This window comes from Bacillus sp. OTU530, assembly GCF_038440375.1.
Map to the genome: position 1 here is coordinate 41,729 of NZ_JASATP010000009.1, position 25,650 is coordinate 67,378.

General features: G+C 38.8%; 18 protein-coding genes and 2 pseudogenes. 10 read left to right on the forward strand and 10 right to left on the reverse strand.

Annotated features, from left to right (window positions below):
• Nucleotides 1-164: 164 nt before the first annotated feature.
• Nucleotides 165-1,667 (forward strand): malate:quinone oxidoreductase, encoded by a 1,503-nt coding sequence (locus AAHB12_RS09110; RefSeq protein ID WP_342045066.1) that lies wholly within the window; start codon nt 165-167, stop codon nt 1,665-1,667.
• A 403-nt stretch (nt 1,668-2,070) separates the two neighbouring features.
• On the opposite strand, the gene AAHB12_RS09115 is transcribed toward AAHB12_RS09110, so the two are convergent.
• Entirely contained in the window at nt 2,071-2,235 is a 165-nt protein-coding gene (locus AAHB12_RS09115) for a hypothetical protein (protein ID WP_342045067.1), read from the reverse strand.
• 397 nt (nt 2,236-2,632) lie between these two features.
• On the reverse strand, nt 2,633-3,475 hold the full coding sequence (locus tag AAHB12_RS09120) for a helix-turn-helix domain-containing protein (protein ID WP_342045068.1): 843 nt from the start codon (nt 3,473-3,475) through the stop codon (nt 2,633-2,635).
• Nucleotides 3,476-3,602: 127 nt separating this feature from the next.
• On the opposite strand from AAHB12_RS09120, the gene AAHB12_RS09125 reads away from it, so the two are divergent.
• From AAHB12_RS09125 to xerS, 8 genes are all read left to right on the forward strand, one after another.
• Nucleotides 3,603-4,598: a Gfo/Idh/MocA family protein gene (locus AAHB12_RS09125; RefSeq protein ID WP_342045069.1), complete on the forward strand. Its 996-nt coding sequence runs from the start codon at nt 3,603-3,605 to the stop codon at nt 4,596-4,598.
• 20 nt (nt 4,599-4,618) lie between these two features.
• Complete coding sequence (locus AAHB12_RS09130; RefSeq protein WP_342045070.1) at nt 4,619-5,560, forward strand: aldo/keto reductase; 942 nt, start codon at nt 4,619-4,621, stop codon at nt 5,558-5,560.
• Nucleotides 5,561-6,576: 1,016 nt separating this feature from the next.
• Nucleotides 6,577-6,777: a cold-shock protein gene (locus AAHB12_RS09135; RefSeq protein WP_342045071.1), complete on the forward strand. Its 201-nt coding sequence runs from the start codon at nt 6,577-6,579 to the stop codon at nt 6,775-6,777.
• Between the two features lie 194 nt (nt 6,778-6,971).
• The gene (locus AAHB12_RS09140) at nt 6,972-7,922 is read left to right on the forward strand and encodes a TRM11 family SAM-dependent methyltransferase (RefSeq protein ID WP_446715534.1); all 951 of its coding nucleotides are present in this window, start codon (nt 6,972-6,974) and stop codon (nt 7,920-7,922) included.
• 335 nt (nt 7,923-8,257) lie between these two features.
• A complete protein-coding gene (locus AAHB12_RS09145; RefSeq protein ID WP_342045073.1) occupies nt 8,258-10,279 on the forward strand; it encodes a YhgE/Pip domain-containing protein in 2,022 nt (673 codons plus the stop codon).
• A 667-nt stretch (nt 10,280-10,946) separates the two neighbouring features.
• Nucleotides 10,947-11,348: a nucleotidyltransferase substrate binding protein gene (locus tag AAHB12_RS09150; RefSeq protein WP_342045074.1), complete on the forward strand. Its 402-nt coding sequence runs from the start codon at nt 10,947-10,949 to the stop codon at nt 11,346-11,348.
• 14 nt (nt 11,349-11,362) lie between these two features.
• Nucleotides 11,363-11,653 carry a nucleotidyltransferase domain-containing protein gene (locus tag AAHB12_RS09155; RefSeq protein WP_342045075.1) on the forward strand — a complete coding sequence of 97 codons (291 nt, stop codon included), beginning with the start codon at nt 11,363-11,365 and terminating at the stop codon, nt 11,651-11,653.
• A gap of 537 nt (nt 11,654-12,190) precedes the next feature.
• Entirely contained in the window at nt 12,191-13,288 is a 1,098-nt protein-coding gene (gene xerS, locus AAHB12_RS09160) for a tyrosine recombinase XerS (protein WP_342045076.1), read from the forward strand.
• 606 nt (nt 13,289-13,894) lie between these two features.
• Here xerS and gltP read toward each other — a convergent pair.
• Nucleotides 13,895-15,160, reverse strand: a complete 1,266-nt coding sequence (gene gltP, locus AAHB12_RS09165) for a glutamate/aspartate:proton symporter GltP (RefSeq protein WP_342045077.1) — start codon at nt 15,158-15,160, stop codon at nt 13,895-13,897.
• Between the two features lie 455 nt (nt 15,161-15,615).
• Between gltP and AAHB12_RS09170 the strand changes: the two genes are divergently transcribed.
• Nucleotides 15,616-15,972 (forward strand): tyrosine-type recombinase/integrase, encoded by a 357-nt coding sequence (locus tag AAHB12_RS09170; RefSeq protein WP_342045078.1) that lies wholly within the window; start codon nt 15,616-15,618, stop codon nt 15,970-15,972.
• A 530-nt stretch (nt 15,973-16,502) separates the two neighbouring features.
• On the opposite strand, the pseudogene AAHB12_RS31725 reads toward AAHB12_RS09170, so the two are convergent.
• The 7 genes and pseudogenes from AAHB12_RS31725 to AAHB12_RS09200 all read right to left on the reverse strand — a co-directional run.
• A pseudogene (locus AAHB12_RS31725) lies at nt 16,503-16,700 on the reverse strand (hypothetical protein); the annotation flags it as partial.
• A 51-nt stretch (nt 16,701-16,751) separates the two neighbouring features.
• A complete protein-coding gene (locus tag AAHB12_RS09175) occupies nt 16,752-19,277 on the reverse strand; it encodes a GH32 C-terminal domain-containing protein (RefSeq protein WP_342045079.1) in 2,526 nt (841 codons plus the stop codon).
• Nucleotides 19,278-19,574: 297 nt separating this feature from the next.
• On the reverse strand, nt 19,575-20,549 hold the full coding sequence (locus AAHB12_RS09180; protein WP_342045080.1) for an ABC transporter permease: 975 nt from the start codon (nt 20,547-20,549) through the stop codon (nt 19,575-19,577).
• Nucleotides 20,546-22,093: a sugar ABC transporter ATP-binding protein gene (locus tag AAHB12_RS09185; RefSeq protein WP_342045081.1), complete on the reverse strand. Its 1,548-nt coding sequence runs from the start codon at nt 22,091-22,093 to the stop codon at nt 20,546-20,548. Before AAHB12_RS09185 ends, AAHB12_RS09180 begins: the two co-directional genes overlap by 4 nt.
• Nucleotides 22,094-22,156: 63 nt before the next feature.
• Nucleotides 22,157-23,143 (reverse strand): ABC transporter substrate-binding protein, encoded by a 987-nt coding sequence (locus AAHB12_RS09190; RefSeq protein WP_342045082.1) that lies wholly within the window; start codon nt 23,141-23,143, stop codon nt 22,157-22,159.
• 807 nt (nt 23,144-23,950) lie between these two features.
• A pseudogene (locus AAHB12_RS09195) lies at nt 23,951-24,152 on the reverse strand (DDE-type integrase/transposase/recombinase); the annotation flags it as partial.
• Between the two features lie 46 nt (nt 24,153-24,198).
• Nucleotides 24,199-25,194 carry a sugar ABC transporter substrate-binding protein gene (locus AAHB12_RS09200; protein ID WP_342045083.1) on the reverse strand — a complete coding sequence of 332 codons (996 nt, stop codon included), beginning with the start codon at nt 25,192-25,194 and terminating at the stop codon, nt 24,199-24,201.
• Between the last annotated feature and the right edge of the window lie 456 nt (nt 25,195-25,650).

Consider the following 25,650-nt stretch of genomic DNA (forward strand, 5'->3'; position numbering starts at 1 on the left):
CAGATAATAGTAGATATTTTAATCTATAAATAATTATAATAGATTATGATGCAGTTATAATTGAGATCGAAAAGATGTGTTCCTAGGCGGCGCCTTACTGTTTGTAACAACTAAGCAGGAGTGCTTACTCTTTTTGCAAATATAGAGGATGAAGGAAGGTTATCATGAGCAACATACAGAAAAAAACAGACGTTATCTTAATTGGTGCGGGAGTCATGAGCGCGACTTTGGGATCATTACTGAAAGAATTAGCACCGGAATGGGAAATCAAGGTGTTTGAGAAACTCGCAAATGCAGGAGAAGAAAGCTCTAACGAATGGAATAATGCGGGTACAGGCCATGCTGCACTGTGCGAGCTTAACTATACATCCGAAAAATCTGACGGATCTATAGATATTAGCAAAGCTATAAAAATTAATGAACAGTTTCAGCTTTCAAGACAGTTTTGGTCTTATCTTGTAAACAACAATGTGATTCATAATCCGCAGGACTTTATCATGCCAATACCTCACATGAGTTTAGTACAAGGGGAAAAAAATGTAACGTTTTTGAAAAAACGTTTTGAAATGCTGTCAAACAATCCGCTGTTTCAAGGGATGGAGTTTTCCAATGATCCGGAAAAGCTAAAGGAATGGATTCCGCTTATCATGGAAGGCCGGACATCGAATGAACCGATAGCGGCAACAAAAATCGATTCCGGAACTGATATTAACTTTGGTGCTTTAACACGTATGTTGTTTGACCACTTAGAGAGTGAAAACGTCGAGATAAACTACAAGCATAGTGTTAAGGATATTAAACGTGCTAGCGACGGCTCGTGGGAAGTGAAAGTGCATGATATCGATAGCGGTAAAATTGAATACCATAGTGCAAAGTTCGTCTTTATCGGCGGTGGGGGCGGAAGTCTGCTTTTACTACAAAAAACTGGTATTCCTGAATCGAAAAATATTGGCGGATTCCCAGTAAGCGGACTATTTATGGTATGTAATAATCCAGAAGTTGCAGCACAGCATCATGCAAAAGTATACGGTAAAGCTAAGGTTGGTGCTCCTCCAATGTCTGTTCCGCATCTTGATACAAGATATATGGACAACGAAAAAACATTGCTGTTTGGACCGTTTGCCGGTTTCTCACCAAAGTTCTTAAAAACTGGTTCAAATTTTGATTTGATAAATTCCGTAAAACCGAATAATGTCTTCACTATGTTGGCGGCGGGTGCAAAAGAGATGTCATTAACAAAATACCTGATTCAGCAAGTTATGTTATCCAACGAAGATCGCATGGAAGAATTACGCGAGTTTATTCCGAACGCCAAAAGCGAGGATTGGGATATAGTGGTAGCGGGTCAACGTGTGCAAGTTATTAAAGATACTGAGGCCGGCGGTAAAGGAACACTTCAATTTGGTACGGAAGTTGTTAGTGCCGCTGATGGCTCGATAGCTGCATTACTCGGTGCTTCTCCGGGTGCTTCTACTGCCGTTCACGTTATGCTTGAGGTATTAGAAAGATGCTTCCCGCAACATATGAAAGGGTGGGAACCAAAAATAAAAGAAATGATTCCTTCTTTTGGCGTGTCGTTAGTGGAAAATCCAGAGCTTTTCCAAGAAATTCATACTTCAACAGCACAGACGCTAGGTCTAGACGAAAAAGAATTAGCCTATAGTTAATTCTTTGGATATAGAAACAAAGGCATTTTAATGAAACGTTTAAGCGACATTGAAAATAAAACATAGAACCTTTGATCTATCTTTGGATTGAAGGTTCTTTTTTCAATTGTGCAGTTAGAGAGGCTGTGGTGAATCCTGCCACAAATAACAGTGAAATATATAACATTGTACTTGAAATCATAGATCACATTACACCCATTATTATAACCAAGAACGTCTATTATAACCAAGAACACCTCTAGGGCAAATTAAATGACCAGTGTCCAGTGTCATAATAATGACTGTAATCTGAGAGCTTAGCCCATTCATTTGAACAAGAGGTTCACTAAAGCTAAACTTCCTGATTATGAAAAGAGAGAGAAACAGTTGTTTTGTATAGCGCTGCTAGCATCGACTGGGATTACTATTTCTTTTTCTCTTCTGTAACCGATAAGATATAAGCCCCTGCTCCATATTCTCCTCGAATGGTTTTTCTTGCGTCCACAGGTGTTCTCGCGGTGACTGACTTGATTTGCTTTTCTCCCTTTATCTCCATTTCAACAACAAAGCATTTTGATCCACATCTCATGAGGATCCCTCATTTCTTGGGCGTTCACCCCATTTTACATCATTGTAAACGAAATCCGTTTGAAAAGGAAATTCCTACGGTACCAGACTTTGGAATTCAAGTTCTGCCCTAAGGATCTTGAAAGAGGAGGTAACATCGGCATCGTGTGGGACAGTAACACTCAAACGTATATACTGAAATCGCAAGTGGATCTGAGTCAATAGAACAATGCTCAGTATTTTAAAGGATTAAACGAAAAAAGACAGTCTAACATTCAGAGGGAAATTCGAAAGGTGGACTGTCTTGAAGCTATTTATCACAAGTCATATAAATGGAAATCTGAATTTTTGATCATGTATAAAGAGTAATCAAATCGATACTAATATATAAGAAGAGGTAACAAAGTACCTTCCTATTTCTATGTTTTAAAAGGATACAGCTGGCGGTAGCTGGTAGGCGTCATTCCTTCGTGTTCTAAAAAACGTTTATTAAAATAACTTATACTCGGATAGCCCGCTTTTAGAGCAATTTCTTTAATGGTCATTTCTTTCTTATCCAGCAGCCATTGCTTGCTCATTTGAAGCCGGCATAATGTAATAAACGCCATTGGCGTCATTTGTGTAGCCCGTTTAAAAAGGCGGCAAAAATAATAAGTGCTCACACCTGCTTGGTCTGCCCAGAAATCCAATTCAAATGGTTCACAAGCTTTACTTTGCATTAAGGGTAGCAAAGATTGAATTCGATCGTCTAATTCCTGCCTTCGATCAGAAGTTCGAGGCACTACATTTGTAATAAACTCCATTAAGAAGGTATAGGTAAGAGTGGACAAACGGGACAAATGCAAAAAACTATTCTTCTCTGCTTCAAGGAGAAGCTGTTCATGTGCTTCTTCTAATGGCTGACTATGTTGAACATTCCAAAGCGAATGTCGATGAAACCCTTTTTCCGATAAAAATGGATTGAGGATACTTCCATAAAAATGAACCCACCGAATATTCCACGGGTCATGACGGCTGCTGTAATAACGCTGTTCCTGCATAGGAAAATACAGAAAAGCATCCCCGCGCTTCAAGGAAAATTGTTTTCCGTCAATTTCTACAAAACCAGATCCAGAGACAACAAAATGGATACTAAAATTATTAAGCGTTCCGACTTTCCGGTCTACCTGATGTTCGGGCTCATCCCAATACCATCCGATTGATTCTGGGAGTACCATATATTCATGATCATTAAGTGTGGGTAATAAATATTGTCTTTGCATTTGCTATCACTCTTTTCATAGCAATATTGTTTCATATGTAGGGCAAAAAGATGTTATTTTTATTTTATTATGAGTTTAATATAATGACAATATAGTATTACTTACATACATAGAGGAGAGGAACGTAATGAAAAAAATTCGTTGGGGTATTATCGGGTGCGCCGGAATTGCGAAACGCTCAGTTATACCAGGAATCCAGCAATCTGAAACAGGCGAAGTCGCTGCGATTGCTAGTCGCGGATTGGACAAGGCCAAGCAAACAGCTCAACAATTGGATATACCGATAGCTTATGGAAGTTATGAAGCATTGCTTACTGATCCTACTATTGAAGCCGTTTACATTCCGCTGCCTAACCATCTGCATAAAGAATGGGCTATTCGTGCAGCAGAAGCCGGCAAACATGTATTATGCGAGAAGCCATTAGCAATCAATGCAGATGAAGCACAAGAAATGGTCGAGGCTTGCGAAAACGCTGGCGTTGTATTTGCTGAAGCGTTTATGTACCGGTATCATCCGCGGTATACCACAATTTGCGACATTGTTAAATCGGGTGAAATAGGAGAGCTTCGCGGAATTCATAGTACATTTACCTTTAATAATTCAAAGGACATGAGCAATGTTCGTTATCAACAAGAGTGGGGCGGCGGCTCATTATATGATGTTGGTGTTTATCCGATTAGTGCAGCACGCATGTTGTTAAACGAAGAGCCGCAAGCTGCAACTGTTCACGCTTTATTTTCTGAAGAGCATGATCATGTAGATATGATGGCCTCTGGCATTTTGGAGTTTAATCGCGGTGTGGCCTTAACCTTTGATTGCGGAATGTGGGCAGATTTCAGAAATACGCTCGAAGTTTTGGGGACAGAAGGACGAATTGAAGTGCCTAGCGCTTTTGTAGTGAATCAGGATGAACGAGATAACTTTTTTGTATATACAAAGGATGGGCGCAGAGAAGTGGAAGTCCCTCGCTTGAACCAATATAGCCTGCAAGCGGACGCATTAGGAAGAAGCATTCGGAACGGAGAACCACTTCCTTTTCCAGCGACCGATGCCGTCCTAAATATGAAAGTTTTGAATGCTTGTTTAACATCAGCTAGAGAACGCCGCCGTGTTGAAATTTAATTATATTGGAGGTCAAAGTAATGAAAACGATTACGGTTACAGGTTTATCAAAACCAGTAACGACTCTGATTCAAGGCTCTGATTATTTTAGACCAAGCGTTTATGAAAAAGTTTGTAATGTGCTGGATCGTTATGTTGCAATAGGCGGGAATACGATTGATACTGCCCATATTTACTGTGGCGGGGAGAGTGAACTGGCAATTGGCCAATGGATGAAAGACCGAAACAATCGTGAGGACGTCGTCATTTTGACGAAAGGGGCTCATCATGATCAGAACGGTCCTCGCGTAAATCCTGAAGCAATTTCAAAGGATCTTGTTGAGAGCTTAGAAAGGCTTGGCACAGATTATATTGATTTATATGCGTTGCATCGTGATGACCAGAGTGTCCCGGTTAGCATCATTATTGATGCCTTAAATGAACATATTACCGCCGGAAGAATTAGGGCGATTGGTGGGTCGAATTGGACGGTTCAACGGTTGCAGGAAGCGAATGAATATGCGGCTGCTAATGGATTAGTTGGCTTTACTTTTAGTAGTCCAAATTTAAGTTTAGCCAAAGCGAATGAACCATTTTGGGAAGGTTGTGTATCAGCCGATGCCGCTGATTGTGAGTGGCATAAAAAATACCAGCTTCCAATTTTATCGTGGTCTTCCCAAGCAAGAGGTTTCTTTACAGGTCGCTTCACGCCAGAAGCTCACAGCAATGAAGATCTTGTTCGCGTTTTCTACAGTGATGACAACTGGGAACGTCTGCACCGTGCTGAACAATTGGCAAAAGAAAAAGATGTCAGCACAATTCAAATTGCTCTTGCCTATGTGCTTAATCAACCATTTCCAACATGCGCCCTTATCGGTGCGCAAAATGAAGTAGAGTTGATCTCTTGTTATGAAGGATCTAAAATTGTTTTAACACAAGCAGAGTTAAGATGGTTGGAGCACGTTGAAATAAGTGTGAGATAAACACTCATAGAATTATATAGCAAAAAGTCGGAGTTTCCAGGTTGCTTTTACCCTGAAAGACGAAAGGGGAATGTTCAAGTGTTAATGCTCCTGCGAAAACCAGGCATGGCCAAAAAGTTTATGTATATGAGTGCTTCTGTCGTATTAGGATTATCTCTATTCGCATCAAACTCTGCAAAAAAGAAAGAAAATACAGACAAATAATCTTGGCTACGGTTAATCGATAAAAACCTACAAAAAGACAAGGGGTAGAACTAGCTTCCATTCTACTCCTTGTCTTTTCTTATTAATTCAGGCATAAAATCCTTCCATCCACTTTTATGTAAGTGTTTAATATTTAAGTTTGATAAATATTAATTATATGAGATAATAAAGAAAACTAGTAGTAATATTCAGATTAATCTAAATCATCTAAGCCTATTTATAGTTCAAGTACAGCAAATATAGGTGACTTTATGTATCTACATTTTGCTGTGCTTTTTCTATTCACTTGTTTAGGAAGAATTCTAGATTTTATAACTAAACTTAAACATTTGTAGAAACTGAGAAGGTTCTATTGGAACATTAGGTATGAATATAAGGATAAATATTATCTGATTACCACAAATTCAAGGGAATGAGAGAGTTATCGAGCTGTAGTGATAAGTAAACTTACCTTAAAATGTTTATGCTTACATAAATAAGAGAGAGTAATGTCAAAAAGGACAAAACCTAGTGTAATTGTTGTTAGATGGATACTATCTGTTAACTGCACAAATATTGACACGTAATAGCGGGATCTATCAATTGAAAAATACATGAAGGAAATTATGCACCTTATCTTTTAAAAAATGTCAGGTTTAAGCTCTATTGATTTTCTTATTTGCTTTTCTACATTTTATCTGTTATGCTGAACAAGCATTATTTTTGTTCGGTCTGTAGAGATAGAATAAGTATTTAAACTTTTCGTCTTTGATATCTAATTGAGCAATTATAGTAATAAATCGTGGATTATATCCACACAGGAGGAAATACACATGCAACAAGGTACAGTAAAATGGTTTAACGCAGAAAAAGGTTTTGGTTTCATCGAAACTGAAGGTGGACAAGATGTATTCGTACATTTCTCAGCTATCCAAGGCGAAGGGTTTAAATCTTTAGATGAAGGTCAAAAGGTAAATTTTGACACTGAACAAGGTCAACGCGGACTTCAAGCTACTAACGTAAAGAAAGCTTAATGATGAAAGGGCTCTATATCATATTAGAGTCCTTTTTTATTTATAAAAAGCGGTTGATGATTTAAACACATATACTTTAGCTTATATCAACTTTAATGATACTCACAGTATCGTTCACCAGAGTTATGAACAAGAAAACATATTGTAAGTATCTAAAGAGAATGAATAGGGTGGATGGTGTTAAGATGGAGCCAATGTTACATATTTATAATTATGCATACCGAGAAGGAGAGGACGCTTTATGTGCTTTAGAGATGCGCTCTTTGTTTGGGAAAGATTCACAATCAAGTACATTGGAAAGTAACTTGAAAGTTGATCCAAGCCGAAGTCCATTTATAAGGGAAAGGATCGATGTAATCTACGAGGGTTATCATTTACAAGATATCATAAAGCAAGTACAAGACCTACCTATAATAGAAGCGACGTTTAAAGTTATTTTCATTCAAAATGGGAATCTTGCTGAATCCGAGAAAGTAGATTTTGAACAACGGCGTACGATTGAGCGGGAGATTGGCTTGCATATTCCTGGTGAACCAGACCTATTGAATCCGGAATTGTTATTTGGAATTATGAAGATAAATGGCCGATGGGTATTTGGTCATTATCACAAGAACAAGGCGGCCTGGTTACACCATCAGAAAAAGCCGCATAGTTATTCCACATCACTCAGTACACGTGTGGCCAGAGCAGTAGCTAACATTGCTGTTCCTGATCCAACTGGAATAAAAGCAATTGATCCTTGCTGCGGAATTGGAACAGTATTAGTCGAAGCATTGTCGATGGGAATTGACATTGTCGGTAGTGATATCAATCCCTTAGTACTTCCTGGAGCACGAGAGAATATAGCACATTTTGGCTTAGTAGGAGAAGTGACTCGTAAGGACATCCGAAGCATTTCCAGCAGTTATGATGTAGCAATTATTGATATGCCCTATAATGTATTTTCTGTAATAACACCTGAGGAGCAACTTGAAATGCTCGAAAGTGCCTGGGAATTTACGGATAAAGTGGTAATCGTAACACTTGAACCAATCGATTCCATAATAATAAAAGCTGGATTTGAAATCGTAGACCGCTGTGTTGTAAAAAAGGGGATGTTCACTCGGCAGATTATCGTTTGTGAAAAATCATCTGGTAAGATTTAATAGGATTCATTACCAATTCTCCCCAACGTACTGAGGCTTGGACACTCGTATCGAGCTATACTCCAATCATAATTAGAATATATAGTTCTTAGCGGATTTTTAAATATGCTAAGAGCTTTTTTATTTTTTTGTTGTTTAAAAACTCAAATAGCTTAGAAAACTTTGGGAGTTTAGATTATGCATTTAATAATACTGCCAACGATGAAATAACATTTGCTTATATAGCAGAGTTTATTCCTGCACGTCTTTATAAATATAGAGAAAGTGTTTAGAGAAGAATAAAGGGGGATAAGACAAACAGGAAGGCTATTTAAAACAAGAGTAGGAGGAGAGAGATGAAAAGCATTTGGTATATCTATAAAACAGATTTACAAAGTGTATTTACAACACCTAAATTGGCGTTATTAGTCGCAGCACTTATACTTCTCCCCTCTGCTTATGCATGGATTAATATTAAAGCTGTTTGGGATCCATATAGCAATACGGCTGGTATTCGAGTTGCTGTCAGTAATGACGATGAAGGAGCAGAGGTACAAGGGAAGGCTATCAATGTAGGGGAAGATACTGTTAAAAACCTCAAAAAAAATCCTAAGCTTGGTTGGGTCTTTGTCAGTCGTAAAGAGGCCGAGAGAGGGGTGAAGTATGGGGACTATTACGCATATTTGCTGATTCCAAAAGACTTCTCTAAGAAATTGACTAGTATTTTAGAAGTAAATCCCCAACAACCCGTCATTGAGTTTGGTGTGAATGAAAAAATAAATGCTGTTGCACCAAAGATTGCAAGCTCAGGGGCCTCCAGTATAACCTCACAAATTAGTCAGGCTTTTACCAAAACCGTTGGTGATGCTATTTTCTCTGGATTTCATACTGCCGGTGTAGAACTTCAACAGAAGTTGCCATCTATTCAGAATGCAGAAACACGCATTTTGGAGTTAGAACAAGCATTGCCGCAGATTGAAGAAATGGGGAACAAAGCAATTGAATTGGAGCAAAAGTTGCCGGACATTCGACAAAAAGCACAAAAAATTATTGGACTCAAACAAAGAATACCTGACATTCAAAAAGCAGGTGACAGCATTCTAAAGGTGGAAGCGAGCTTGCCACTCGTACAAGAAGCAGGCAATAAAATTGTAGAGTTGCAAGGGAAAGTGGCAGATATGCAGCGTACCACAGCAATCATGACAGAAGTAGAGACAAACTTGTCTGCTATTGAAGCAAATATAAAACAAGCAATTGAGAATGCAAAAGCAGCTAATGATTCACAAGCCGATACCTCAGGAAATCAAGAACAGTTGGCGCGTCTTCAAGAAGATCTTGTAAAGATTCATGATACGATACGAACAATCCGTGCAGACCTTCAACAAAGGGTAGATCAAGTTGTCAAAGGAATCAACGCGGCAGCAAGCTTTGTGGAAAATGATTTACCCGCCGTAGAACAAAAAATCCACCAGGCTGCTACGTTCGTACGAAATGATTTACCTAAGCTTGAAGACGATATTAGAAAAGCGGCAGATTTGGTTCAAGAAAAGCTTCCTGCATTTGAGGGCGCAGTTCATAAGGTCGCAGATTTTGCTCGAAACGACTTACCTAGTTTTGAACAGAAGATAAGAAACGCAGCAGATCAAATCCGCAAATTTCAGGGCAGTGTCAACATAGGTGATGTTATTTCTTTCCTTATGCACGACCCACAAAAAGAGAGCAGTTTCTTAGCGAATCCCATTTCATTGCATACAAAGCGAATATACCCGATTCCAAACTATGGTGCGGCTATGACGCCACTATATACGATGCTGGCATTATGGGTTGGGGGAACCATTTTAATTTCTTCTCTGCCCGTAGACGTACGGAACCCAGAACGTGTATACAGAAATCATCACATCTATTTCGGCAGGCTTTTGACGTTCCTTACTGTTGGTGTCTTCCAGGCAGTTATTATAGCATTGGGGAATTTGTTTTTACTCCATGTGTATATCGTGGATAAACTCTGGTTTGTATTGCTCGCAGTTTTCATTAGCATGGTGTTTGTCGTGATTACTTATACGTTACGTTCGGTATTTGGCAATATAGGGAATGGTATGGCGTTGATTTTCCTCGTCCTTCAAATATCTAGCTCAGGAGCAACCTTTCCGGTTAGCATGACATCTCCTTTCTTTCAGAAGATTAGTCCCTTTATGCCATTCACCCATGCGGTGAGTATGCTGCGTGAGGCAGTCGGCGGTATGATCCCCGAAATCGTGATACAAAATGCTTTAGCCCTTAGTGTATTTATTATCATTTGTTTTGGCATTGCTCTGTTGCTAAAACGATCTCTGAGTCAGGAAGTCGTACTAAACAGGGGGGATAGTAAACTGGATTGAAACATGGGGGTTCATAAAGTAAAAAGTCTTGGGAATACAGGGAGATATGCTCAATTACTTCATTTAATCTCCTGTACATTGAATCTTTTTACGCGATAAAAGAGAAGGGATCTAAGGAGTATTCATAAAAAACGCTATCCTTATCAGTGATTTCAACAAAAAGGATAGCGTGCTTTCACTACAATTTAGTAATAGTCGTTCGACTTCCAAATTGGTTACGAAAACAGGGGTAAACCAAATCGGGCTCTTAAATATGTCGAAACATTAAAATGGACTTATATAGATAAATAAAATACTTCTATAGAAAACTCCTTTAAGAACTACGGGTACGGTTCATCCATTAAACTGTTATTTTAACATTATACAGTGCTATATACAGATAATTAAGAAGTGTATAAATGTCTTTATTCCTTAGCAGGATATTTTCTAACTTGAGATAAAAGAGAAGGGAAAGATTATAGACATGAGGTTATAACTCAATCCTTTCCAATTTCGCATTAAATATTAATTTAACGCAGAATTAAAGTGATAAAAATAAAACAAAGTGGTATAATTGTATATATCTACCTACAATAACAATTTGCAAGCGTGAGCACCGATTGTTCTAGAAATCGGCACTTGTAGTAAAATACATTGCGAAACATAATGAGATGGTGAGGTGCAAAAAATGACAGAAAAACTAAGGTATAAACTAGAGAATTACGAAAAGGCACTTTATCGTTTAAAAGAAGCTGTCCAACTTCCGCTAGAACAATCTATTGTACTCGATGGAATCATTCAACGTTTCGAGTTTACATATGAAATGGCATGGAAGCTAATGAAATCTTTTTTAGAATATGAAGGCATTACGGAAGTGAATTCGCCACGCACTGTATTTAAAGAAGCTTACAGCGTTGGCCTGATTAACAGTGCGGACGATTGGCTTAGTATGATTACGGATCGTAACATGACATCCCATACATACGATGAACAGATGGCTTTCCTCGTATGTGAGCGTATTACAACGCAGCATGTACACGTTCTAGATGCATTATTTCACTCTTTAAAAGAAAGGTTACAATCTATATGATACAGGATAACGTAATGCAACAAGTTATTTCTTTGCTTACCTCATATCCAGGTGTAGAAGAAATATATCTATTTGGCTCTCGCTCTAATGGTACTGCTAGCGAACGATCTGATTATGATATTGCTATCAGAACAACTGGAATTTCTGATAAAGAGTTCAATCTACTAGCTCTACAGGTTCAGGAAGAAGTCTTTACTCTTCATAAAATTGACATCGTCCATCTCAACACCCTTAGCAACCCTGTATTGTTGGATAACATTATTCATAAAGGGCAACTTTTATTTAAACGAGTTCCACAATCCTAATTAATGGTGTCTTTCCTCTAGACGTATTGAAGAAGTAACAAAGGAAGTATGACTTCCCTTATTGGATAGCTGTTAACCTGTCCTGATGTAAACACCACTCGAAGGAAGGAAATTTGCAAGAATCTTTTGCACTTCTGGGCAGTTGACGCAGTATAATCATAATATGAACCTAAGCTATGTATCCCTATGGCTACTTTATAATTGGGGTGACCAACATGGCCACGTGTGAACAAGTAACACTCATAAAGGAGTTTTTAATTACAAAGCTTTCCCCATTTGTCAAACAGGTACTATCCTACGAAGCTTGAGTACAGGAACTGTTACAATTCAGGAGGAAAACACGGGGGCTTATGCTTGGGCCTGACTCCCCCTCCCTTCCTTCAAGTTTAAACCACATTTTCTTAAAATAGATTGTGTCTGTCTTAGAAAATATAGATAACCATAAATTTATTATGTAAACCATTATGCATTAAAATTGTATTTAATGCGAAGTTCGATATATTTCGAGAAAAATCGATTATATAAGGAGTGTCTATTTTGCGTAGAGAACAATCTATTCACCTAGAGCGTTTGCATGCCAATATGCAAGAGTTACCCTGGTACATCCAGGAGTACATTGACGCAAAGGAAGACTCGGCCTCCCCCTCTACCCTACTCGGGTATGTACATGATTATAAGCATTTTCTGCAATGGCTTATAGCAGAGGGGCTTACTGAGCAGCCAGTTATCGGTGATATTCCATACTCTGTTCTAGAGCTGTTACGTCGTAAAGACGTAGAAAACTATATAAAGCATCTCAATCGACGAAAGAAAATGAATTCGGATAAGGAGGATATTAAGAATCAAAAATTAAAAAAAGCAACTGTTCTCCGTTCTATATCAGCCTTAAAGTCCCTCTTTCATTACTTGACTACGATAACAGAAGATGAAAAGACTGGCGAACCATACTTCTATCGTAATGTTATGGCAAAAGTAGAAATAACAAAAGAGAAAGAAACCATTAATGCAAGAGCCAGTCGTATGCGCAGTAAAATACTACATAATGATGATGATCGCAAGCTATTGGAATTTGTAGCAACAGAGTATGAACAACTCATAGCTGGTACGAGAAAGGAAATCTATTATCGTAGAGATCGGGAACGTGATTTGGCCATCCTTTCCCTATTCCTTGGATCAGGAATACGTGTAGGAGAATTAGCTGACTTAAAATTAGATAAGATTAATGAAAATGAAAGACTCATATCTATCATTCGTAAAGGCGGTAAAGAAGATTCTATTTGGATCACCCCCTCTGCCCTTTCAGATTTACAGGCTTATCTACAGGTACGTAAAGAGCGATATAAAGCCACAGACGATGAGCAGTCTGTATTTCTAACATTACAGAACGGATCATGTCAAGCTATGTCCATACGCGCTATCCAAAATATGGTGGATAAATATACAAAAGCCTTTAACATCCGGCTTACCCCCCATAAGCTGCGGCATACATTTGCAACGAACTTCTACAACAAGGAAAAGGATTCCTTACAAGTGATGATGCAACTAGGACATTCTTCTACAGACACGACTGTATTATATACACAGCTAGGAAATGAAACATTAAAACAGTCATTAGAACGTTTGGATGAAGATTGAATTTCAACAGTTACTCACTACGTTCCGATAAAAAAATAAGAGGCAATTTAAGCCTCTTATTTTTTATCCAAAGGGAGAATTCAAGAACACAGTGCTATTACTCATTATATGATTGTATAAATGTCCAGAAGTAAGAAAAAAAACACAAAACAAAGGGGCAATCCATCCCTTTTTCATTATTCGCCCCCTCATGATGGTATCGATAGATGAAAGCTAGAAAGAACTTCAGTAAAGTATCTCGTATTAAGAAAATCTGAGGAATGACTTATCATAGCTGATTTTCCGTTAATGGTTTTAAAGATTTGTTCCAAATATCCTATCACGGTAGTACTCTAACAGCCCTCAGAAACTGGATTCAGCAACTGTCAGCTATCTATCTGTTTCCCACTATAACAAATTGCTCAGGATATAACATTTTAAATCTTTGGTTATAGATATTCAGTATTTTTAGTTTCCTTTAAACATTGAAAGGCGGTAACAAATAGAAAATAGAGCTCTCCAACACAACGCTTTCCATAATTTTTGGAAAGCTCATTGCGGAAGAACTCTAAATTATAAAGAGTACCTTAGATATCACTCATGAGCATTCATAAAACGTATTGATTATTAAGATACCTTTTGCGTTTCTCTTAAATACTCTTGGCCTTTTGTTTTGTTGTATTCGCCTTCCCACTTGGACATCACAACCGCTGCGAGAGAATTTCCCACTACGTTTACAGCTGTGCGAGCCATATCAAGAATACGGTCGATACCTGCAATAAACGCTAATCCTTCTGCAGGAATACCTACAGAGCCGAGTGTTGCTAATAATACAACGAAAGAAACGCCTGGTACACCAGCAATCCCTTTAGAAGTTACCATCAGCACAAGAAGAAGCGTAATTTGCTGGGAAATCGGCATATCAATACCATACATTTGCGCTAAGAAAATGGCTGCAATCGCTTGATATAGTGTTGATCCATCTAGGTTAAACGAGTAACCTGTCGGAATAACAAAGGATGAGATAGCCTTCGGACATCCGAATTTCTCCATCTTCTCCATGATTTTTGGTAGAACAGTCTCTGAACTCGCTGTAGAGTAGGCCAAAAGCAGTTCGTCTTTTAGAATTTTCAGGAACTGGAAGATATTGATTCCAGCTATTTTCGCTACGATGCCCAATACAACGACAACAAAGAAAATCATAGAACCGTATACTACTAGTACTAGTTTTCCTAAAGGGATAAGTGATCCAACGCCAAACTTAGAAACCGTTACACCAATCAGTGCAAATACACCAAATGGAGCGAACTTCATCACTTGATTTGTTACATAGAACATCGCATCTGCTACACCTTGGAAGAAATGAAGCACTGGCTTGCCTCTTTCTCCGATTACAGCTACGCCAAGTCCAAATAGAACAGAGAAGAAAATAATTGCAAGCATGTCGCCTTTTGCCAATGCATCCATAATATTTGTAGGAACAATCTTTACAAAAGTATCGGCCATAGAATGACTTTGTACTTGCTCACTTGTGCTCACATACGTAGAAATATCTGTTTTTTGCAATTGTTTCATATCTACGCCAGAACCAGGCTGGAATACATTTGCAACCAATAATCCTAGTGCAATTGCAATTGTTGTGATGATTTCGAAATATAATATTGTTTTACCGCCCAGTTTACCAAGCTTTTTCACATCGCCGACACCGGCAACACCTACTACGATACTTGACACAACGATTGGAACAACAATCATTTTAATAAGACGAATGAAGATATCGCCAATCGGCTGTAAATAGGTAGCAATTGCAGGATTTCCATAAAATATGGCACCTACAGCAATACCTACAATGAGACCAATTAAAATTTGCCAAGCCAACCCTATTTTTTTCATATTTGTCCCTTCTCCCTTCCTTACTACCTTGTGAATCTCCTATTCCTTCAGAAGCTCAGAAAAAATCTTACAGATGAATTTAAGCGCTTTCATTCATTGCTATTGCTCTAGAACAACATATCTTTAATGTATAATAAAAACTACATAAACAAACAAAAAACTACAAAAATAATATTTTAATTCTCTAATTATTTAAAATATTAAAACGAGGTTAGTGTTCGTCGTCATCAAGCTGAGGAAAAATGGCTCTGGTGCAAACCTGAATGTTGTCAAAATACAATGAAAATGCCAAGCATAATATTATTTTCCATCACAAAAATTCGCTATAAAGTGTTTAAGCACGAATATTATCTTCTATTTCTTGAACCGCGATATATTGAAATGTATTAAACAGATTGGATGCCGGAAAAGGCTAGTTATAAGCCAGCAACCATTGCGAGAAAGAGCATTGTCATTTGAGAAGCTTTTTACGCTGGTTACATAAAGAAGGATATCTCCAAACACCGCTGCACTCCTATTTTGTGAGTTCCGCTGTGAAGCAGAGACATACACCGAATCGGGATTTAACCTATGAGGAGGTAAAAATGTTGTTGGAGTATTGGAAACAGAAAAATCATCCGATCAACTACGCAATCCTTACACTATTAGCTACTACAGGACTAAGGATTCAGGAAGTATGTAAGGCTAAATGGTTGGAACTCTTTTATGATTCATCGACGGGGCATTACTTTTTATCCAGTAAGGAGAAAAATAAAAAGCATAGAGACGCACTTATCTTTCCTTATGTATTGGAGGCTCTTAAGAACTGGTAGAAGAAGGCGGAGACTGCCAGTTGAATTAAACAGATTAGATGAGACACCTCTTATTCCTACTAGGAATAAAGTTTTATGATTATACGTATCTAAGCCACTATGTAAAGAAAATTATTAAAGAAACGCAACTTCCCAAAACCTAGTGATATCACTCCACACTGGTTTCTCCATTTCTTTACGAATCATCATTAGATAATGGAGCCAATCTAGAATACATCAGACAAACATTAGGCTACTCCATGTTAAAAACGACATTAGGATACTTAAACAAAAATGTAGAGCGGAAAAATAACTCAGCATTAGTATGGAAGCAAAAGGAGTTTTAATAACCTTCTAACAAAAATAATTTACTCGTTCCCTAGAAGGTGGTTTGTTCGATAAGTGCTCATAAAGTTTGTATCCATTTTTAATCAAGTACAGAATTAATTATTTAATAGATCATTTATTTTCATTCTTTCGCTACCATTAAAGGATAGACAAAATACAGGCTATCGAATGAAACGACAGCCTGTATAGGTACTTGATTACTCTTATTGTTTTTTAGAATTATATTTAATCTGATTGAACACAGTTGTAGAGTGCCATACATTTAATCCCGTATAGCCTTCTTTAAATGCTTTGTCTACTGTATCAATAACAAGCTTGTTATCCAGGTAAACTTTAATACTTTCACCTTTTGTAACAACTTTCAGTTGGTAATCTGTGTTTGCTTTTAATTGTAGTTTTCCATTGTCATTGTAAGTAGTGAGATCGCTTCCTCTTCCATTAAATTATGCGGTCTAATCATTCCAGGCTGACCGCAACTGGTTCACTGTAAACGATTGGAGATGAGCGGTTCCCTCTGTTGCAAACACGGCCATTCCGTCGCTACTCGGATCCGGGAAGATCTGGTCTGTCAATACAACCTTACCATCCTCTGCGAACACCTCAATGGAGGACCAATCGACAAGTATTTTAAGATTTAGCTTACCATTGTTTATTGCGAGCGGGGCCCGTTGAATTCCTGGAAAGTCAGAACTAAAGTTCACATCACCAGATCGAGTTCTGTCAATGTAGACCTCTCCAGTGGCGCTATCGTAGCCTACTACTGTCTCTTGACCGTTTCCAGTCCGCAATTTCAAGCCATAAGTTTTGGCAGAACTCGCCTTGAAAGTTGCATTGATCTCGACAGCTTTTCCTTTTGCCGATAATGGGGTTGTACCCTCTGAAACTTTAAAGTTCTCAAGATGGACAGTTGGCCCTTGGCGAAGTTCATTTAGTTGATTAACAGGCTTTTGAACCAATTGCAATTTACCATTTTCCTCTTGGAGTTTCAGTTCACGCGGTACAGTCGTAGCACTACGCCATGGTGAGGTTGGAATGGAACCCGCATACTGCCAATTATTCATCCAGCCAATCATAATTCGCTTTCCACCGGGTGCATTGTTATACGTAACCGCAGCGTAGTTGTCCTTGCCAAAGTCGACCCAGTGCGCTCGCTCTAAGGCAGAAAGAGCTGGCTCATTAGCCATGGTAAACTGATCCGCAAGGATGTGCCCCCAACCGCTTGTATTTTGATCGGATATCTCGATGTGTGCTGTCTTACCTAATAAATCGTGGACATTCCAGTGGGTCCAATCCAAGCTTTCACTGTCTTGGCCCGTACTACTTTTCACGACTTTTCCATCTACTATCAGTTTTACTGAAGTATCCTGCGCCCATGGTGATGCTGGTTGGCTGGAGAAAGTGATTTGGTCAGTAAGAATATGGCCCCAGCCTCCTGAATTCTGATCTACAATCTGGATATTAGCTGTCTTCCCTTTGTAAGCGCTAACATCCCATGCCTTCCAGTTCAAAGACTCGCTATCCTTGCCAGTTGCAGTTTCCACGACTTTGCCGTCCACAACTAGATTAACACTGGTTGGGTTTTCCCCACCCCAAGGATGATTACCACCGCCAACTAGCAGGTTTATATATGGTTCGGTGATTGTGAACGAAGGTGAGGTAATGGTTCCGGTTGACGAATCTCCATTAAAAAATGTATTCACAAGTTTGTTGCCTAGGTAACTGCCAACTGTCTGCTGGCCAGGAAGTGTACCAGCAACCGGCTCAGTCCCGCTGAAGTCTCCTGTGGCTTTCCAACTATCCCCATACGTATTACCTTCAAAATCAGCAAAGATATTCCCAGTAGGGATAGCGCCGTTCACTACTGATCCTTGAACGTAGGGGTGATTGCCCCCGCTAATCAGAAAGTTGATGTAATCCTTATCTATAGTGAAATTGGATGAAGTCAAAGTTCCTGTTGATCCGTCATAATTATGAAAACTATTAACGAATCCTGATCCGACCCAACCATCCACAGGCGACTGTCCTGGCAAGTTCCCAGTAACTGGAACGTCACCGAATGCAGTTCCAGAAACAGTCCAATCATCAAATGTACCATTATCAAAGTTACCAAGCTTTTCGCCGGACGGTGGTGTATAAGGTTTGTCATCCGAAGTAAATGTCGTTCCATCGAAATCACCTATGAAGTACTGAACGCCTGAGCCGCCAGCGATCCCGCCTGGGCTTAGATTAACCATAAGAACCCACTTCTGTTTTCCCGGGTTACTAGGATCCGGTAGTGGGAACAGGTCTGGGCATTCCCATACGCCACCAGCCGCACCAGCAGGCCCAAAATCACTCAAGTGCTTCCAATTTTTAAGGTCCGGGGAGCTGTAAAAACTAACTTTGTGTTGATCTGATAGGGCTACAGTCATCAACCATTCATGACCAGGCTCGTACCAGAACACCTTGGGATCACGAAAGTTGGATGAGCCAATATCAAGCACTGGGTTACCTGCGTACTTTGTGAATGTTCGTCCTGCGTCTGTGCTATAAGCCAGCGACTGCGACTGCTTACCCGTTACCTTGTCAGCACTTGTATAGATTGCTACTAAGGCAGGGTTACCAGGTTTACCAAATCCGGTGGTGTTATTGGTATCAACAACGGCACTGCCGGAGAAGATCATCTCTTGCGCATCCTGAGGGATCGCAACGGGAAGTTCGGTCCAATGAACCGAGTCACGGCTTACTGCATGCCCCCAGGACATATTGCCCCAAGTATTTCCTGATGGATTATACTGGTAAAATAGATGGTACTCCCCATTGTAGTAAACCATTCCATTCGGATCATTCATCCAGTTAGCTTCTGGAGAAAAATGAAATTGGTTACGATAGTTTTCTTGGTAGTATCCCGGATCCTCTGCAAATGCGGGGACCGCTAATGATAAGGCAAAGAAAGATGACATCCCTACTGTTAACAGCTTTTTCACAGGTTTTTTCAAGTCGTTTCACTCCTTTAATTTTTTACATCACTCGACTTATGCTTGTTCAGATTGGTTTTGCAAACAATCAAGTAATACAGCGGCAATGATGACTCCACCTTTCACAACGAGCTGCCAGTAGTAGCCGACATCAAGCAGTGTTAAGCAGTACAGATTTTTAGCGTAAGCATAAGCATGTGTTAGAATGTTTCTCTCAAAAAACGCTTGCTACATTCTATTCCAAAAGCAAAGTGCTGTTGTTTTTGGTTGTATTATATAGCAGTCGACTTTCCACATTTTGCATTTTATAGTCTACGATTATTTAGATCGAAGTCGGTCTAAAAGAACGGCAAGAATGATGACTGCTCCTTTTATGACAAGCTGCCAATAATAGCTAACGTCCAACAAAGTAAGGCCGTTACTAAGCACTCCCATAATCAATGCCCCGATAATCGTTCCTTGAATCTTTCCGACGCCTCCAGTAAAGCTTGTTCCGCCGAGAATAACAGCGGCAATCGCATCCAGTTCAAAACCAACACCGGCTGTTGGCTGTCCGGAATACAGTCTGCCCGCAAGTACTACACCTGCAAGTCCCGATAAAAGACCACTGATTACATACACTTTAATGAGCGTAGCTCCTACTTTAATCCCAGTAAGACTGGCAGCTTCTTCATTTCCGCCGATCGCATAGACGTGACGTCCAAACATCGTATATTTTAAAACGAAGAAAGTAATGACATAAATAAAGGCCATAATGAAAATTGGTGTAGGAATACCTACAATGCCCCCCGCGCCAAAAAACTTAAATAATGGATCTGTCAATACAATTGGATATCCTGCACTGATTACATAAGCAAGCCCCCTGATGTATGTAAAGCTCCCTAATGTTACAATAAATGCCGGCAGCTTTACTTTAGCTGTTAGATAGCCATTTACAAATCCAGCCGCTACACCAACTGCCACGCCGGCTGCCATAGCGATAATAGCATTGACTCCCTGCTGCGAAAGCATAACAGATATAACACCGGACAATGCGACTGTAGAGCCGACGGATAAGTCGATACCGCCAGTCAAAATGACAAATGTCATTCCAGCTGCTAAAATAGCGATAATCGAAATTTGCTTTAAGACATTAAGAAGATTATTTACTTCTAGAAAATTAGGGGTAAGAACTGAAAGAACGACACTCATTAACACAAGAATTACGATCGTGCTATACTGATTCCATAGCTCTTTAACATTCCATTTTCCCTTTGCACGACTAGTCTGTAAAACCGGTACGTCTGTTTTCATGCTATCTCTCCTGTCGCATAATACATAATTTTTTCCTGAGTTGCTTCAGCTCTTGGCAAGTTCGCTCTGATTTTTCCTTCATGCATAACTAGAACCCGATCGCTTACACTCAATATTTCTGGAAGCTCGGAAGAAATCATAAGAATAGCCATTCCCGACTTCGCCAACTCATCAATAATTTTATAAATCTCAGCTTTGGCCCCTATGTCAACACCGCGAGTCGGTTCATCCAGAAGCAGCACTTTTGGCTGAATGAGAAGCCATTTTGCCAAAACAACCTTTTGTTGATTGCCGCCGCTTAAATTAATTACCTTTTGTTCAGGAGATGAAACTTTAATACGTAGCTTCTGAATATAATCTGCTGCCTCTTGCTGAATTTCTCTCCAATTTAAAATCCCTGAATGGCTATACTTTTGCATCATTGTCATTGCTATATTCTCTTTGACAGACAAATCGAGAAACAATCCTTGTTCCTTTCTGCTTTCTGGTACAAGGGCAATACCATTTTCAATTGCATCCCGGTGAGAAGCAATGTCTACCTGTTGCCCATTAATCAAAATGTCCCCTGATTTATTGGCAACAGATCCAAAGATGGTTCGAACAAGCTCGGTTCTTCCCGCCCCGACTAACCCGGCAAGTCCTACTACTTCCCCTGGATATACCTGCAGGTTAATCTTGTCTATCACTTTATTATCAGATAGCCCCTTAACTTCCAAAACAGGAACCTTCTCTGCTACCTCTACACTGCCATTCAGTTGTCGTTGGAATATATCCTTCGGTTCACGTCCTACCATTAATTTCACTAAATGATCCGGATTTGTCTCTTCAATAGGCAGACTGCTGACCCACTGGCCATCCCGAAATACAGTACAGCGGTCGGAAATTTTGAAAATCTCATCCATTCTGTGCGAAATATATACAATCGCTACACCTTTGGCTTTTAACTGATCAATAATAACAAATAACTTATCAATTTCTTTATCTGTAAGAGTTGCTGTTGGCTCGTCCATGATTAATACTTCTGCTTGAAACGAAAGTGCACGCGCAATTTCAACCATCTGCTGCTCCGCTATGCTCAAGGATGACACGAGCGTTCTGGAATCTAACGTTGAACCGATAGATTCCAGAACAACTGCCGCTTTCTCATATACTTCTGTCCATTTCACCATACCAAATTTATTTTTTGGTAAAACGGTTCCCATAAAAATGTTTTCAGCAATGGATAAGTTAGGAGATAACTTCAATTCCTGATGGACCACACTAATTCCATTCAATTTCGCTTCTAAAGTATCTTTCCACGTCACATTTCTATTCTTATACTCTATCATTCCGGAATCTGGCTGATACACGCCACATAAAATTTTCATCAAGGTAGATTTTCCTGCGCCGTTTTCCCCCATCAGCGCATGCACTTCCCCTTTATACAGCTCCAGCTGCACGTTATCAAGCGCCTTCACTCCAGGGAATGCTTTGCTTATACCCGACATTTTAAGAATAGAATTCCCTTTTGTCAGAGGACGAGCTGTCATTTCAGCCTGTTTCATAATATCCCTCCTTCTATATATTATTGCAGTGCGAATGCTCGGTAATCGCTAAGTTCCCTAATCTTACCAGCCTTTATAGCTGCTAACTGTCTCTTGTGTTACTAGTTCTACTGGTACCTTAACCTGAGATTCTACTTTGTCACCTTTAATAATTTTCATACCGATATCAACAGCTTTTTTTACAATTTCGTCAGGATGTTGTGCGGATGTAGCAACAAAGCTTTTGTTCTCTTTAAGAGCATCTACTGCTTCTGGAGCACCATCAACTCCAACGATAAAAAACTCTTTATCGCGTTTCGCTTGCTCAGCAGCAATTTTCACTCCGAGTGCTTCAGGGTCATTGATCGCAAATACTGCATCAATTTTTCCTGATGAATTCGCTTGTAAAATATTTTCCATTACTGTTAACGCTTTTTCTCTGTTACCTTCACCATTCTGCTTCGCTACAACCTTCACATCTGTTCCTTTAATTGCATCTTCGAATCCTTTAATACGGTCTATTACAGCAGTTACTGGAGGACCATCAATAATTGCGATATTCCCTTTGTTTTGTAAGCGTTTCAAAAGATATTCACCAGCAAGCTTCCCTGCTAAGTAATTATCAGAAGCTACAGTTGCGCTTACTCCGCCGTCTGCACCAACATCAACTGCGATAACTGGAATGCCTGCTGCCTTCGCTTGTTGTACAGCTGCTGCAATTCCTTTAGAGTCTACTGCGTTTAAAAGAATCATATCTACCTTTTTTGTAATAAAATCTTCTACCTGTGCCATTTGCTTCGATAAATCATAGTCAGCGCTTACAACAATCGCCTCGCCACCAAGTTCCTTTGCAGCCTCTTTAGCACCTTTTGACATAGAAACAAAGAATGGATTACTTAACGTACCTACTGTTAAACCTATTTTTAATTTTTCCCCGCCTTTACTCTTTTCAGAAGCTTTTGGACTGTTTGAGGCTTCTTTTCCTCCTGTATCAATTGCATTACAAGCGGTTAAAGCAGCCATAAATAACATGACAATCAAAATAAGTGAAGATTTGAGATAAGCTTTCATAAGTCCCCCCTGTTTGTTAAGTTTTTCCCCTTATTAAATGAAGTTTTAAATTAAAAAAGCCATCACCTCCTAAAATATTCATATTGTATTGTGTCTTTTAAAGCAGAGATTGCATTTGCTATATCAGATCCTTTAACAGTAGTTTTGATAATAGCATTAGGCTCCTAAAGACATAACACCCCTGATTGGTCCTTGATTAACATTTATATCCTATAAAACGTTTTCAAAAATGCTCAAATTAACCTTCATCTACCTTCCCAGCAGATAGTCTTTTCTCACCCGGCTTAAGGAATAAAACTAATACATCCGTTAGTTCATTTCCCGAAATTCCTTCAAAGACAACCCCCAGACAGCTTGTACTAGAAAAGATATAAATTCAATAAATGATTTTCCTAGAGCTATTGCCTCAAATATACTTGTTCCTTCTCATTAGCTAAAGCCCCCAAGGAAATCGCTTACATTCGCTTGTGAAGATTACTTTTCATAAATATCGCTTTTACACAAGATAAGTAGAAGCTACTAGCTTCCCTATTTCCATATATTTGTACTATCGACATTTTTTACTATAACAAACCAATTAGATATAAGATTTCAATATCTTTGGTTCTTAATGTTTAATATTTTTGGTTTTTTTAACACTAAGAATCGGTAACAACTATAAAATAGAGCTCTCCAACACAACGCTTTCCATGAATTTCAGAAAACGCAATGCTAGAGAGCTCTAAACAGTTCTGGTGCAAACATGATTTTTTAGAAACATAGAAACTCAATATCCTTTTCATCTGTGAATTAAGATACTACTCCAAATCATTTATGTATGAATTTAATCTCGCTTTGGATAGACTTCATCCCCCGCTGAAGTTGTCCCTTTTTCAGCATATACATCACTTCCACTCCGTATAGGGATCAGCTATTCGAAACGTTTTGAATCCTAGCATAGAACGGATTCGATTTTTATAAAACTATGATCTTGCTCTACCATGTTATTCAAGTATTTTTGTTGTCTAAGTTATATACCTTCTAACCTGTCAAAAAGAAATACCAATAGCTAGACTTCACCTCAACAATTGTTTCAGGAAGTCTAGCTTCAGTTTCGCATTATCCTTGGTGATAATATCTATACCAGTATCAATATTTTTTGCAACTTTTTCTCCTTTTATCACTCTCAATGCAGTTTCCACGCTTATATACCCCATATCATAAGGATTCTGTGCTATTGTACTAGTTAAAGTTCCATCTTTGATTAACTCAACCATGTCACTAGTTCCATCTGCTCCCATGACCGGCATGTTATACCCATGTTCCTTAATAACCTCTAGAGCACTTAGTGCCCTTATGTCATTTAAGGCAAATACACCTTTAACATCAGGATGCTTTCGTAAAATCGTTGTCATTACTTTTTTAACAGATAAAAGTTCATTGGGTAACGTTACTGTTTCTGTTTCTGTTGCAATTCTACTTCCTACATCATCTAAATTAAATTTATCAATTTTAATTCCTGCATCTTCTAAACTAAGTTTAGCTCCTTTGATCCGTTCACTGAAAACTGGATGGATTAAATCCCCATCAGAAAAGATAAAGGCCACTTCATCTCCAGGTTGTAACCCTGATGCTAGTAATTCCCCTGCTTTTTTGCCCAACTCAAAGTTATCGGTACCAATATAAGCCGTTTTATTTTTCAAAGGAGCATCTGTATCTACTAACAATACGGGAATATGATGTTTGTCAAACTCCTTTAAGATAGGAAGATTAGATGAAAGAATTGGAGAGACAATTAATACATCTGGTTTTTCTTTAAGAACAGTTTCTAATATCCTGTTCTGTTCTTCAACAAATCCGTCACGAGTTGCGATCACTTGACCATCTATACCAAAATCCCGAAACCCCTTTTCTGCCCCTGCTTTAATAACGTTCCAATACTGTGTGTTTAATTCATTTAAAACAACGACCACTTTAGGCTTATCATCTTCTTTAAGGAGCTTAACTGCATATCCTACTAAGGAAGCAAGAAAAAAAACACAAAGCAAAAGGATGATCCATCTCTTTTTCATTATTCACCCTCTCCTCATGGTGCTATAGACAAATGAGATATAGAAAGGATTTCATTAAACTATCGCGTATTAAGAAAACCTAGGAGATGACTTGTCGTAGCTGATTTTCCATTAATAGTTTCAAAAATCTATTCCAAATATCCCATCACATTGATAATAATAAGTACTATAAAGATCACCTATATTAGCTATTGGTATCCATAAAACCTATACGTATCCAAAAGAAACAATCACAGCCCCGATAATAACCCTTTTCCCAATAGAAGAGATCTTGGATAATATGACCAAAGGCTAAAAGGATACGGTAAGAACTGGGAGACTTTCACTAATCCCTAATAAAAATTGAATTCTAACAGCCCTCATCTACAGGATTCAGTAACTGCCAGCTATCTATCTGTTCCCCACTATAACAAATTACTTAAGATATAACGTTTCAAATCTTTGGTTATTGATATT

Coding starts and splice junctions, on each gene's coding strand:
- gltP (WP_342045077.1), bottom strand. CDS start 15,160: ATGAAAAAAATAGGGTTGGCTTGGCAAATTTTAATTGGTCTCATTGTA.
- AAHB12_RS09155 (WP_342045075.1), top strand. CDS start 11,363: ATGCAACAAGTTATTTCTTTGCTTACCTCATATCCAGGTGTAGAAGAA.
- AAHB12_RS09130 (WP_342045070.1), top strand. CDS start 4,619: ATGAAAACGATTACGGTTACAGGTTTATCAAAACCAGTAACGACTCTG.
- AAHB12_RS09110 (WP_342045066.1), top strand. CDS start 165: ATGAGCAACATACAGAAAAAAACAGACGTTATCTTAATTGGTGCGGGA.
- AAHB12_RS09115 (WP_342045067.1), bottom strand. CDS start 2,235: ATGAGATGTGGATCAAAATGCTTTGTTGTTGAAATGGAGATAAAGGGA.
- AAHB12_RS09180 (WP_342045080.1), bottom strand. CDS start 20,549: ATGAAAACAGACGTACCGGTTTTACAGACTAGTCGTGCAAAGGGAAAA.
- AAHB12_RS09120 (WP_342045068.1), bottom strand. CDS start 3,475: ATGCAAAGACAATATTTATTACCCACACTTAATGATCATGAATATATG.
- AAHB12_RS09200 (WP_342045083.1), bottom strand. CDS start 25,194: ATGAAAAAGAGATGGATCATCCTTTTGCTTTGTGTTTTTTTTCTTGCT.
- AAHB12_RS09145 (WP_342045073.1), top strand. CDS start 8,258: ATGAAAAGCATTTGGTATATCTATAAAACAGATTTACAAAGTGTATTT.
- AAHB12_RS09135 (WP_342045071.1), top strand. CDS start 6,577: ATGCAACAAGGTACAGTAAAATGGTTTAACGCAGAAAAAGGTTTTGGT.
- AAHB12_RS09185 (WP_342045081.1), bottom strand. CDS start 22,093: ATGAAACAGGCTGAAATGACAGCTCGTCCTCTGACAAAAGGGAATTCT.
- AAHB12_RS09190 (WP_342045082.1), bottom strand. CDS start 23,143: ATGAAAGCTTATCTCAAATCTTCACTTATTTTGATTGTCATGTTATTT.
- AAHB12_RS09150 (WP_342045074.1), top strand. CDS start 10,947: ATGACAGAAAAACTAAGGTATAAACTAGAGAATTACGAAAAGGCACTT.
- AAHB12_RS09125 (WP_342045069.1), top strand. CDS start 3,603: ATGAAAAAAATTCGTTGGGGTATTATCGGGTGCGCCGGAATTGCGAAA.
- AAHB12_RS09140 (WP_446715534.1), top strand. CDS start 6,972: ATGTTACATATTTATAATTATGCATACCGAGAAGGAGAGGACGCTTTA.